Raw genomic sequence first — 12664 nt, forward strand, 5'->3', positions numbered from 1 at the left:
TGACGTCTCTTTCAGATAATGAAAAGAAGAGTGTCGACTGAGTCAACACTCTACGCGACTGCCCGTCGCACAAAAAGCTGACCTAATGTCAGCTAATCTCTAAATTATTCAATACTGCAAAAGATGGCAGGGCAGTTTTCGCAGCCGATTTGTTGTTTAAGAAATGGGAGATCGTGGACGGTAATTTTCTTTTTTTCAATCGAAATAATGCCTTCCTCTTTTAATTCTTTCAGTAAATGGTTAATGCTTTCCCTTGTCGTTCCGCAAAAATTGGCCAATTCCTGATTCGTCAAGGGAAGATTAATAAGGATGCCATCGTTCCTGTTAACCCCGTAGCTATTGGTCATCCGAATCAGCGTGGAATATAAAGCGCCTTTTTTCCCATAAAGAATCAGGTCGCGAAACTTCATTTGTGTTTTTCGCAGGTGATCGCTCAGCCATTTTATGAATTCAAAGGCTAACGCACTGTCTTGAAACAGCTTCTTTTCGATCATTTCTTTTTTTACAACGGCGATTTCTCCATCCTCCAGCATTAACGCACTAAGCAGATATTTGGGGGATTGGGTAAATAAGGTCAGTTCACCGCAGATTTCATTCTCGCTGCAAATTCTTAAAGAAAGTTCACGGCCTTCAGGGCTCAGTTTGCTAATCTGGACTTTGCCAGAAAGTATTAAGAACATCTCTCCTGCATTCTGACCCTCTTGAAATAGATATTGTCCTTTTTCCAGCTGGATCGTACGGTCTGCTATATGTAACAATTCCTTGATTTCAATTGACTTGGTCGGTTTTAGTGTGCCAGGCATTGGAATCCTCCTTGACATTCAGTCGTATTTCTAAGTTTACCACATGAATAAAGTGTTTTTCCGCCTTAACTGCGGCAAATTTGAACAGTTTGTGAACAATCGTACTGGTGTGAACTACTTCACAGTGGGGAAGGCAAAGAATTTTTTAAGATGTTACTAAAGTTAAAGGAGAAAAGGAAATTTCCTTGTAGAGACTTTGAAAAAAGAGGAGTGTGCTTCAAATGAAACATAAAGGCTTACAATTGCCATTACAAACATTCAGTTTAATTGCCGGATTTATGGTCTGGGTCATTTTGTCATCGTTAATGCCATTCATTAAAGAAGAAATCAGCCTGACAAGCAATCAATTAACCCTGGTAACCGCCATACCGGTCGTCTTGGGTTCGGTGCTGAGAATTCCGATTGGTTACTGGACCAATCGTTTTGGCGCCCGGAAACTGTTTTCGATTAGTTTCTTGCTTTTGATCTTCCCGATTTTTTATATTAGTAAAGCGAATTCCTTGGCAGATCTAGTCCTTGGCGGCCTTTTCTTAGGGATCAGCGGGGCCGTATTTTCAGTAGGGGTCACCTCGCTGCCAAAGTATTATCCAAAGGAACGCCACGGCCTAATTAATGGAATCTATGGGGCCGGCAATATTGGTACGGCGATTACGACGTTCGCAGCACCTGTGATAGCCACAAAATTGGGATGGGAAACAACGGTACAGTTTTATCTCATTCTTGTTTTAGCAGTATCATTATTAAACTTTTTATTGGGTGATAAAAAGGAACCCAAAGTGGTCACCCCTTTATCAGAACAAATTAAAGGGGTCTATAAAAATGAGAAGCTTTGGTTTTTAAGCGTGTTTTATTTCTTGACCTTTGGATCGTTCGTGGCGTTTACCGTCTATTTGCCAAACTTCCTTGTGGCCCAGTTTGATTTGTCTAAAATTGATGCAGGAATGAGAACCGCTGGATTTATTGCTCTAGCGACTGTTTTCCGCCCTGTTGGCGGCTGGCTTGGCGACAGGTTTAATACCTTTAAAATTTTGATGGTCGTGTTTGCCGGACTAACTCTATCAGGTATATTGCTTGCGTTTAACCCATCCCTAATGCTGTATTCTGCAGGGTGTTTGGCAGTGGCATTCTTTGCCGGCATTGGCAATGGAGCTGTCTTCAAATTGCTGCCGTTGTATTTTTCCAAACAAGCTGGCATTGCCAATGGAATTGTTTCTGCCATGGGCGGATTGGGCGGATTTTTTCCGCCGCTGATCCTGACCTTCCTATTTAATTTAACTGGCCATTATGCGATCGGATTTATGGCTCTGTCACAGGTGGCAAGTGCCTGCTTGATCCTTGCCATATGGATGTATTTTCAGGAAAAATTAGCAAGGACAAACCAGGGCATTAAAAATGCTGATCAAACGATGTTGGTTATGGAATAAATCAATAAAACATTTTAACGGTGCACTTATGGAGGTGCACCGTTTTTTGTTTCTTGTCCTTAGTAGTCGTTAAATCGATTCTGCCAATAAGTGGCAAGGTTTTTATGGACGGTTGCGGTTACAAAACCCTTATGGTATTCTATTTCTCTATTAAACTAGTAAGATTTTTTGACACAAGGGGAATTGAACGTGATAAAAAAACTAATCATAACGGGCGCTGTGATTGTTTTGCTGCTGGCTATCGGCCTTGGAATCGGCAGCAGCTATTTCTATAATATCGCTATCAAACGCAGCGCGGACGCACCTGACTTGCATGGGGGCGGCAGCAGTGAGGCAGCTGCCAGTATAGAAGAAACACCAGAACAGCAAGCGAAAATGGCGGAACTTATGCAATGGACCGAGAAGCAGGAGTTTGAAATCGTCCAAATCCAATCCTTTGACGGGTTAACATTAAAGGCGCGGTTTTTGAAAAATCCCAACTCGAACGGAAAAGCGGTTATTTTGGCTCATGGCTATCGGGGCAGCGGCGAACAAATGCAAGGAATTACCAAATATTATTATGATTTGGGCTATGATATTTTAAAACCAGACGCCAGAGGCCATGGCATGAGTGAGGGCGATTATATCGGCTATGGCTGGCATGAACGGAAGGATTACGTGGATTGGGTAAATTTTTTAATAAAGGAACAGCAAGAGGATAAAATCTTCCTTCACGGATTTTCAATGGGAGCGGCAACCGTCCTAATGACTTCAGGGGAAAAGCTTCCTAAAGAAGTCAAAGGAATTATCGAAGACAGCGGTTATACAACCGTCATGGATGAATTGTCCCACCAATTAAAATATTTATACCACTTGCCGGCATTTCCGATCATGGATGTGACGAGTGCCATCACGAAAATGAGAGCTGGATACTCGTTTAAAGAGGCCTCGGCGCTTGAAAGCGTCAAGAAAAATAAACTGCCTCTGCTCATCATTCATGGAGACAAGGATGAGCTGGTTCCGACTGAAATGGCCGAAGAAATTTACGAAGCAGCTGCAGCCGGTAATAAAGAGCTATGGATTGTGCCTGGTGCTGGGCATACCGAAGCTTACACCATTGCTGAAGCGGAATATCAGCAGCGGCTAGAAGCATTTTTAGAAAGCGCTCTTGGATTACAGTGATAAAAATAAAGAAAGGTGTACAGTTATTGTGCATCTTTTTTTCATGGATATGATTTAATAATGATAGAACAATTTATAAATAATAAGGTTAGGCAGGAATAACGGAATCCTGCAAGAGAAGGAGAGAGCAGTTTGGAGAAGGATTCTAATTTTGAAAATGGCTATAAAAAATACGAGTCAAAAGCCGGAGAATACATCCATGATAAAGAAAAGGCGGATGGCTTGCTGAAAGAGGCCATCAAAAAAGCGAATGATAAAAAGGGAGCATTGAGCGGCGTCTGGGAGAAGCTCCAGCTATTGCTCGAATTTTTTAAGGCTTGGAATAAAGGGGAATACAAGGAAGTTCCCACCCGCTCGCTTGTCATGATTATAGCGGGTATTTTATACTTTGTTTCTCCTATTGATCTGGTACCGGATTTTATTGTGGGATTAGGGCTGGTCGATGATGCGGCCGTGATTGGATTTGTCCTGAAGCAAATTTCGAATGATCTGGAAAAATTTAAAGCATGGAAAGAGAGAAAGGAATAGATTTATCGTTAAAGGCGCAGAAAGCGTCTTTTTTTTGTCAATCTGCCTCCGAAAAACTGTCTGCGATTTCAGGAGATTTTAGGACTTAAGTAACATAGAACAAAAATATTAGGCAAAAATGTATATGAAACGGTCATTAATCGAATGAGGTGACAGCATGAATCCCTACATAGAGGTCAAAGGTGTCTCAAAAATTTTTGGCAATAATCCGAAAGCGGCAATTGAGTTACTAAAGCAAGGAAAACCCAAGAGGGAAATATTAAAAGCGACGGGACAGACCGTTGGGGTCAAGAATGTTTCCTTTGAAATATATCCAGGTGAGATCTTTGTCATTATGGGCTTATCTGGAAGCGGAAAATCAACCTTAATCCGGATGTTTAACCGGCTGATAAAGCCAACCATCGGAGAAATCCTAATTGAAAACGAGGATATCGTCAAAATGAGCGAAGCACGCTTGAGGGAAGTTAGGCAGAAAAAAATCAGCATGGTGTTTCAGAACTTTGCCCTGTTTCCACATCGAACCATCCTTGAAAATACAGAATATGGGCTTGAAATTCAGAAGGTCCCAGCTGAAGAGCGTCAGGACCGAGCCAAAAAAGCATTGGAGGTTGTCGGATTAAAAGGGTATGAAAACCAGCTGCCGAAACAACTGAGCGGCGGCATGCAGCAACGGGTCGGATTGGCCCGGGCGCTTGCCAGCAATACCGCGGTCATCTTAATGGACGAGGCCTTCAGTGCGCTGGATCCATTAATCCGGAAGGATATGCAGGATGAATTATTGGAAATTCAGGAGAAATATAAGAAAACCATCATTTTTATTACCCATGATTTAGATGAGGCCCTGCGCATCGGCGACCGAATTGCCTTGATGAAAGACGGAAGCTTGATTCAGCTTGGAACTCCCGAAGAGATTTTGATGAACCCTGCCAATGAATTCGTTGAAAAGTTTGTGGAAGATGTTGATTTATCCAAAGTATTGACGGCTTCCCACGTGATGAAACCGGCAGAAAGGGTTGCGGTCGACCGGGGACCTCGGGTAGCTTTGGAAATTATGCGGAAGCAAGGATATTCCAGCATATTTGTTGTGGATCGGCATCGGAAATTATTGGGTGCCATTACGGCTGAACAAGCTAGGCAAGCCATTGCCATGAACCAATCGATTGCGGAAGTCATGACAACGGATATTCCAACGGTTTCTGGAGATACCATTCTGGCCGATTTAATGGACGTGATCGCTACATCGAGTTTACCAATCTCCGTTATTGATGAAGGACACAGGTTAAGAGGAGTTGTCATCCGCGGTGCGGTTATCGGAGCGTTGGCGGGAAATAAAGATTCCTTGAACGATTTGGAGAGTGAATGATATGAACTTGCCAAAAATCCCATTAGGAGATTGGGTAGATGAACTGGTCAAATGGGTCACTGTTGCCTTTGCTGGATTCTTCAGCTTTGTCACCACTGTAATTGAAGGCTTATTAGACCTTGTCGTCGATGTATTGAGTGCAGGACCGCCCATCATTTTAATAATCGTCTTAACACTCCTCGTTATTTATACGAGCAGATGGCCGCTGGGAATATTTGCACTCTTGAGTTTGCTCCTGATCGACAATCTTGGTTATTGGGAATCCAGTATCCAAACGATTGCCATTGTTTTATTATCAGGTTTACTTACGATCATTGTTGGGATCCCGGTTGGAATTTGGTGTGCCCAAAGGAAAACGGTGCACCGAATTGTCACGCCATTGTTAGATTTTATGCAGACTATGCCGGCATTTGTCTATTTGATCCCATCGATTTTATTTTTTGGCATTGGGGTGGTGCCTGGAATTATTGCTTCCTTCATTTTTGCGATTGCCCCAACGATTCGGATGACAAATTTGGGGATTCAGGAGGTTCCGAAGGATTTAATTGAGGCTGCTGACGCCTTTGGGTCGAGCAACAGCCAGAAATTATTTAAGGTTCAGCTGCCGATTGCCACGCCAACAATCATGGCAGGGGTAAACCAAAGCATAATGCTAGCCTTGTCGATGGTTGTAACTGCCTCACTTGTGGGAGCGCCAGGGCTGGGAGCAGACGTTTACCGGGCTGTGAGCCAAATTGATGTGGGCCGAGGGTTTGAAGCGGGATTATCGATTGTGTTCATTGCCGTCATTCTGGACCGGATTACTCAAAACCTGCGTAAACCGGCATATGAAACAGTCATTAAGAAAAAAATCGTCTTTTTGATCTTGGCGGTTCTTGTCATTGTGACAGCTGTGGTGACAGGAATGACGAAAGAGACTACTAAGGATAAAGGAGGAAACCGCATTGGGGCCGAAACCGATTTTCAGATTATCGGGATTGAACCTGGTGCAGGCATCATGGCTCAGACACATCAGGCTATGAAAGATTATCAATTAGATGATTGGCAGCTGCAGGAAGGTTCATCAGCTGCGATGGCAGCCGAAATGAAGAAGGCTTATAATCAGAAAAAACCAATCATTGTCACCGGATGGGCGCCGCATTGGATGTTCTCCACCTACGATTTAAAATTTCTTGAAGACCCTAATCAATCCTTTGGAGAAGTAGAAGATATTCATACCATTGTTAGAAAAGGGCTGGAACAAGATGCACCTGGTGCATATACGATTCTTGACCAGTTCACCTGGAAGCCGGAGGATATCGAAAAAATGATGGTAGATATCAAAGGCGGAACGGATCCGTCACAAGCAGCGGACCAATGGATTAAAGCCAACACTGATAAAGTGGCGCAGTGGATCAAGGGGGCGCCATCAGGCAGCGGGCAAACCATCAATCTGGTCTATGTGGCATGGGATACAGAAATAGCCAGTACCAATGTGATTGCCAAGGTTTTGGAGCAAAATGGCTTTAAGGTGAAATTGAGCCAAGTAGAGGTCGGTCCTATGTTTGCAGGTGTGGCCAACGGAAGCGTCGATGGAATGGTCGCTGGCTGGCTGCCAAGTACACATAAGGAATATTACGACCAATACAAGGAAGATTTTGTGGATTTAGGGCCAAACCTTCATGGAACAAGAAATGGCCTGGTTGTGCCAAGCTATATGGATATTCATTCAATTGAAGACTTGAAGTAATGTGTGAGGACTGTCCTGATGGGATGGTCCTTTTTGAAGTAACTTCTTTAAATCAATTTTGTGCATGATTATTCATTATAATTTGTGAAGTGTTCCTTAGTTTGTAGAAATTAATGAAAACGCTTACCTCATAAACAGAATAAATATTCAAAAAATAATCAAAAAAGGATTGTCAAACCTTTCAATTTTATCTATAATCAATCTATCAGATGTAACAAAATATAACATGGAATTGGAAGGTAACGTGACATGAGCGAAACAGTAACTTCAAATTTATCAGCAGCTACTTTGGAACAAATTAAAGCAACCATCAATGAAAAAAGTGTCGAATTACTGCACTTGCAGTTTGTCGACATTGAAGGAATCTTGAAGCACGTAACCGTTACTAGTGAACAGCTTGAAGATGTAGTGGAAGGCAGAATCATGTTTGACGGTTCTTCCATAAAAGGTTTTTCACCAATCAACAATTCGGATCTATACTTACAGCCGGACCTGGCTACTTTCGCCGTACTTCCTTGGACGGAGGAACAAGGCTATTCTGAAGCTAGATTCTTATGTTCTGTTACTAAACCGGACGGAACCCTTTTTGAGGGAGATACAAGAAACGTCCTAAAGAAAACGGTAGAGCGCGCAGCAGACAAAGGTTATACCATTTCAGTAGGGCCTGAGCTGGAATTCTTCCTTTTCAAAACGGACGATAATGGCTATGCTACACAAGAGATCAGTGATAAGGGCGGCTATTTCGAGCCATCTCCACATGACCTTGGCGAGCGGGTGCGTTTGGAAATCTACCGTGCCTTAAAAGCGATGGGCTTTACTATTGAAGCTTCTCACCATGAAGTAGCAGAAGGACAGCATGAAATTAATTTTAAATATGCAGATGTTTTAACCGCTGCAGACCTTGCAACCACTTATAAATGGGTTGTAAAAACGGTTGCCAAGAAGTTTGGCTTGCATGCAACCTTCATGCCAAAACCAGTATTCGGCATCAATGGTTCAGGAATGCATGTCAACATGTCTTTCTTTAAAGGTAGCGAGAATGCCTTCTTTGATCCAGAAGATACACTGCAGCTTTCAGAAAAGGCTTATCAATTTATTGCCGGCGTTCTAGAGAACGTCAAGAGCTTTGCGGCTGTAACCAATCCGCTGGTAAACTCCTATAAGCGTTTGGTGCCTGGTTATGAAGCGCCTTGCTATATCGCATGGTCTGCATCCAACCGTTCAGCGTTGATCCGTATTCCTGCCAAAAAAGGCTTGGCAACACGTGTTGAATTACGTTGTCCAGATCCATCTTCTAACCCTTACTTAACGTTTGCGGTGATTGCATCTGCAGGGCTGGATGGAATTGAAAAAGAATTGGAAGCACCAGCACCAATCAATGAAGATATTTTCCATATGTCTGAAGAAGAAAGAGCCTTCCGAGGCATTGACAGCCTGCCAGGCAGCTTAGCTGAGGCTGTAAAGGAATTAGAAGCAGGTGAAATTGCTGCTAAAACCCTTGGTGAGCATGTTTACGGTGAGTATGTTTCTATGAAAAAAGCTGAATGGGACAGTTATAGAACTGCAGTTCATGCATGGGAAACTGAAAACTATCAATCTAAATTTTAATCGACAAGTGGGGATGGGCTGTTTATCAACAGCGCCTGTCCCCGCTTTTTTTGTGCTGCTTTTCTTTGCAAGGGGGTTGTCCAAAAAGCAAGAAGTCAGACCTCTTGTTTTTTGGACAGCCCTTTTGTCTTTTTAACTGCATTTTACAGGTTTATTTCAAAATGAAAAATACGAACAATATAAAAAACTGCAGGCATTGAAGGAAGCTGGGATGGATATGAAGAGCAGTATAGAACTGTAGACGCATAATGGCTAGTTTCAAAACAGGACTTAAATTAACGCCCGGATTCACTTGAATCCGAGTTATTTAAATTCTATCTCGACACTTGTAACAATCACTGAAATTCACAATCAGACTTCTTGACAAACGGAAACATCTCCACTTACTATAGGTGAGATAGTTCTCCATTTCATCATATAGAACAGAAAAGGAAAACTTAAAAATAGGCTAATCAATTTTATGCCATGATCATTATTTATTGAGGGGTAAAGAAAATGTCAAAGAGAACTACCAATCGAAAGATGGTAACTGTAGCTATGCTTGTTGCCATTCTTCTCGTCGCTATTGATGTCACTGTCGTCAGTACGGCCACGCCGAAAATTGTCGCTGACCTTAGCGGACTAAATTTAATCAGCTGGGTATTTGCTATCTATACTCTTACCACTTCCGTAACAACGCCGATTTATGGAAAGTTAGCCGATTTATTCGGCCGAAAGAAAGTTTTTATCACTGGGGTTATCTTGTTTGTAATCGGCTCGATGCTATCTGGTGCGGCCCAAACGATGCACCAATTAATCTGGTTCCGGGCGGTTCAAGGGATCGGCGCTGGTGCGGTGATGCCGCTCACCTTTACCATTATTGGAGATCTCTTTCCTGGTGAGCAGCGGGCAAAAATGCAAGGGGTATTCAGTTCAGTATGGGGAATCGCGGGACTCCTTGGCCCATTAGTTGGCGGCTTTTTTGTCGACCAAGTTAGCTGGCGCTGGATTTTCTTTATTAACTTGCCAATTGGAATTGTCTCGCTTGTCTTAATTACTGTGTTTTTCCATGAAACATTACAAGAGAAACAAAGCCGCAAAATTGACTATCTTGGAGCGGTTACTTTTACGATTGGTATCTCGTCCCTATTGTACGCGCTCTTAAATGCGGGGGAAGGGCAGAAATATGCCTGGAACTCTGCGCCAATCTATCTATTGATTGCTGTTGCGGTCATTTTTATTGCGCTCTTTGGTTACATTGAATCAAAGGTGGAGGAGCCGATGCTTCCGCCATCGTTATTCAGGATTCCAGTCATCTTGGTTTCCAATTTGGTTAGTTTCCTATCGAGTTCTGTTGTTATAGCGGTAAACGTTTATTTGCCAATGTGGATTCAATCTATTCTTGGACACAGTGCGACAAGCTCCGGCTTTACTTTAATGCCAATGTCAATCGCCTGGCCGCTGGGGGCAACATTTGCAGGACGTTATATGTATAAAATCGGGTCTAAACTGACGGCTGTAGCAGGTGCGATTTTTATTGCCCTCGGGTCAACTTGGTTATTGGCCCTGGAACTTGATTCGCCTTATTGGTATTTTGTTGGAATCATGATCGTGATTGGACTTGGAATGGGTTATGCAACAACGCCGACGACCGTATTAGTTCAATCAGCTGTTGGCTGGCAAATGCGCGGGGCTGCTACCGCTTCCAACACCTTTACCCGGTCAATTGGCCAAACAGTTGGGATTGCGGTGTTTGGGACCATCTTTAACAACGCACTCATCACATATGGAAAAGGCGATGTGGCCGGCGTAAGCAATGCCGCTCTTGCCCATGGGATGCATCTGGTGTTTGTTTTGGTATTTTTCATTGGAATTGCCACTCTAATCGCCATTCTATTCCTGCCTTCTCATAAAAAGGTATTGGAGCAGCAAAAGCAGGTCCAACAGTAAATGGACCGATTTAGCTGCTGATTGGGGCGGCTTCAGATAATAGACAAATAGGGTTTTAGAACTTGCCCCTAAGTTCTGAAACCCTATTTTGCATTCGTTTTATGTGTCAGGAATAGACTTGGGATGAAGATTGCTGCAAGGAAAATGGCGGATGCTAAGAATCCGGCATGATAACCTTCTAAACTATTGGAGATTGTTGGCTGCAATCCTTGTATGACAATTGCAGCAACCGTCGCGATGACAGCTGAACCAAAGCTTGAGCCAAGGTTTTCAATGATCGTAATACCGACACCTGCCTCGGGAAGTTGTTTGCTGTCTAGTCCTGTATAAGCGTCAGCCGTCAACGGAAGCATAATGCCGCCAAAACTGGTGCCTCGGATGAACAATACGATGGAAATCCAAGTCATACTTGTTTGATCGGTGATAAAGATTAGCGGAATTGATCCGATCAGTGAAAGAATCAGGCTGACCATGACCACGTATTTCGCACCAATCGTATCAATCATTTTTCCGATCATGGGCCGGGTAATAAGCATGCCAACTCCTTGCGGGATTAACGCAAGTGCTGCTTGAATGGCCGTGAAATGGCGGAAGGCTTGGAAAAACAATGGAAGAAGTAGCATAGGTCCCATGATGGCCATATTCGCTAAGAATAAACCGATACTGGAGGCTAAGAAGCTCATATGTGCAAACAAATTCATCGGAAGCACGGTTTGATTTTTTCTGAATCGATTATATCCGAGGTACATTACTGCTAAAACAAGGCCAATACCCACCCAAAGGCTGGTTTCACTATTGTTAAAGGATGAATGGTCCGCTGCTTTCGTAATACCGTAAATCAATGCAGCACTCATTAAGGACAAAGCGATCATCCCAAAAACATCGAGCTTACTGTCTTTGTTGAATGGTTCAAAGTCAGGAATGGTTTTCATCATTAGTGGTGCAGCTATCAAAATGATGAAAATGTTGATGAAGAATATCCAATGCCATGATGCACCTTGAACGATGAAGCCCCCGATAACAGGTCCTAAGATAGGGCCGAAGATCATAGGTGTGCTGACGATGGCCATCACTTTTCCAAGATTTTCTGGTCCTGCGGTTTTAACCAGGAGTGTTGACATGAGCGGTGTAATAATCCCAGCGCTAAATCCTTGAAGCAACCGAAAGAAGATAAAGCTGGAAATGTCCCAGCTAATTCCAGCAAAAACAGAAATGACACCAAAGGCGATGACGGCGCCGACGAAGATTTTCTTACCGTTAAATTGGTTCATAAGCCAGCCGGATACTGGGACTGCCATCGCAAGGGCTAAAACATAACCTGTAATAGACCATTGAATGATATTCAATGACGTGCTGAAGTCCTTCATTAGTTGGTCGATGGCGATGTTCACCATAGTTGAGTCAAGCATTGGAGCAATGGCTCCAAGTGCAATAGCCCAAGCCGCCGTGAGAATTTCTTTTGGTAATCCTGGTTCTTTAACTAAATCCTCTGACATAGGATTCTCCTCTCAGAAGTTATTATTGTTTCCTTGTCAACAAAATATATCACCATTTTGTTTCCTTGTCAACTAAATGTCAGAAAAAAAAAGCACCCCGCTCTCAATCGAATTAGGCTGCCTGAAGCTACATTTATTTAACTTTTTCTGAATTAATGAATCGTAATTCCTTGTTTCTTTATTTCTTCATCCAAATGCCTGCTATACTTTTCCACGAAGCTCAGCATCCAGTCAAATTGCTCCCCGGTTACTTGTTCAAATATGGCTTTGTCCCGTTCTTGAAACTCTTTATGCAGTTCCTCATGGATTTTATAAATGACTTTCCCTTGGTCCGTCAGCCTGAAATAGATTTCTTTCTGGTTATCAGGCTTTTGGTAGCTATCAATCAGGCCTTTTTTTATCAGCTTCTTCGTTAATTTGCTAATGGCCCCTCTCGTCATATAAAGGGACTCCGCAAGTTTTGTTACGTTGGCATCTCGATTTTTTTCAATAGATTCGATACAATGCACTTCAGAAGGCGTATAGCCCTTAAGTCTGTCTTCCATCTTACTCTTATTAAGCCAAACCATCTTGTCAAATAAGTCTCTGAAATTCATGATGAGCTGTTCCTCTTTGTTCATGGC

At 42.9% G+C, this 12664-nt stretch carries 10 protein-coding genes; 7 read left to right on the forward strand and 3 right to left on the reverse strand.

The features are described 5' to 3' along the window. Positions 1-104: 104 nt before the first annotated feature. Positions 105-803, reverse strand: a complete 699-nt coding sequence (locus tag NFS43_RS10360) for a Crp/Fnr family transcriptional regulator (protein WP_251551592.1) — start codon at positions 801-803, stop codon at positions 105-107. 221 nt (positions 804-1024) lie between these two features. Between NFS43_RS10360 and NFS43_RS10365 the strand changes: the two genes are divergently transcribed. From NFS43_RS10365 to NFS43_RS10395, 7 genes are all read left to right on the forward strand, one after another. Next, positions 1025-2227 (forward strand): nitrate/nitrite transporter, encoded by a 1203-nt coding sequence (locus NFS43_RS10365; RefSeq protein ID WP_251551593.1) that lies wholly within the window; start codon positions 1025-1027, stop codon positions 2225-2227. A 189-nt stretch (positions 2228-2416) separates the two neighbouring features. Then, positions 2417-3388 (forward strand): alpha/beta fold hydrolase, encoded by a 972-nt coding sequence (locus NFS43_RS10370; RefSeq protein ID WP_338150598.1) that lies wholly within the window; start codon positions 2417-2419, stop codon positions 3386-3388. 132 nt (positions 3389-3520) lie between these two features. Next, a complete protein-coding gene (locus tag NFS43_RS10375; RefSeq protein ID WP_251551594.1) occupies positions 3521-3916 on the forward strand; it encodes a YkvA family protein in 396 nt (131 codons plus the stop codon). Positions 3917-4073: 157 nt separating this feature from the next. Further along, positions 4074-5279: a quaternary amine ABC transporter ATP-binding protein gene (locus NFS43_RS10380; RefSeq protein WP_251551595.1), complete on the forward strand. Its 1206-nt coding sequence runs from the start codon at positions 4074-4076 to the stop codon at positions 5277-5279. 1 nt (position 5280) lies between these two features. Continuing rightward, on the forward strand, positions 5281-7008 hold the full coding sequence (locus NFS43_RS10385) for a glycine betaine ABC transporter substrate-binding protein (RefSeq protein WP_251551596.1): 1728 nt from the start codon (positions 5281-5283) through the stop codon (positions 7006-7008). Between the two features lie 249 nt (positions 7009-7257). Then, positions 7258-8616 carry a type I glutamate--ammonia ligase gene (glnA, locus tag NFS43_RS10390; RefSeq protein ID WP_251551597.1) on the forward strand — a complete coding sequence of 453 codons (1359 nt, stop codon included), beginning with the start codon at positions 7258-7260 and terminating at the stop codon, positions 8614-8616. A 495-nt stretch (positions 8617-9111) separates the two neighbouring features. Further along, positions 9112-10545, forward strand: a complete 1434-nt coding sequence (locus NFS43_RS10395) for an MDR family MFS transporter (RefSeq protein ID WP_251551598.1) — start codon at positions 9112-9114, stop codon at positions 10543-10545. Positions 10546-10628: 83 nt separating this feature from the next. On the opposite strand, the gene NFS43_RS10400 is transcribed toward NFS43_RS10395, so the two are convergent. Next, entirely contained in the window at positions 10629-12041 is a 1413-nt protein-coding gene (locus tag NFS43_RS10400; protein WP_251551599.1) for a DHA2 family efflux MFS transporter permease subunit, read from the reverse strand. Between the two features lie 152 nt (positions 12042-12193). Then, positions 12194-12661: a MarR family transcriptional regulator gene (locus tag NFS43_RS10405; RefSeq protein ID WP_251551600.1), complete on the reverse strand. Its 468-nt coding sequence runs from the start codon at positions 12659-12661 to the stop codon at positions 12194-12196. Positions 12662-12664: the final 3 nt, after the last annotated feature.

The sequence above is a fragment of the Neobacillus muris genome (assembly GCF_943193175.1).
Taxonomy (GTDB): Bacteria; Bacillota; Bacilli; order Bacillales; family Cytobacillaceae; genus Neobacillus; species Neobacillus muris.

Excerpts from the sequence above, each read along its gene's own strand:
- NFS43_RS10360 (WP_251551592.1), bottom strand. The coding sequence starts at position 803 with ATGCCTGGCACACTAAAACCGACCAAGTCAATTGAAATCAAGGAATTG.
- NFS43_RS10365 (WP_251551593.1), top strand. The coding sequence starts at position 1,025 with ATGAAACATAAAGGCTTACAATTGCCATTACAAACATTCAGTTTAATT.
- NFS43_RS10380 (WP_251551595.1), top strand. The coding sequence starts at position 4,074 with ATGAATCCCTACATAGAGGTCAAAGGTGTCTCAAAAATTTTTGGCAAT.
- NFS43_RS10385 (WP_251551596.1), top strand. The coding sequence starts at position 5,281 with ATGAACTTGCCAAAAATCCCATTAGGAGATTGGGTAGATGAACTGGTC.
- glnA (WP_251551597.1), top strand. The coding sequence starts at position 7,258 with ATGAGCGAAACAGTAACTTCAAATTTATCAGCAGCTACTTTGGAACAA.
- NFS43_RS10395 (WP_251551598.1), top strand. The coding sequence starts at position 9,112 with ATGTCAAAGAGAACTACCAATCGAAAGATGGTAACTGTAGCTATGCTT.
- NFS43_RS10400 (WP_251551599.1), bottom strand. The coding sequence starts at position 12,041 with ATGTCAGAGGATTTAGTTAAAGAACCAGGATTACCAAAAGAAATTCTC.
- NFS43_RS10405 (WP_251551600.1), bottom strand. The coding sequence starts at position 12,661 with ATGAACAAAGAGGAACAGCTCATCATGAATTTCAGAGACTTATTTGAC.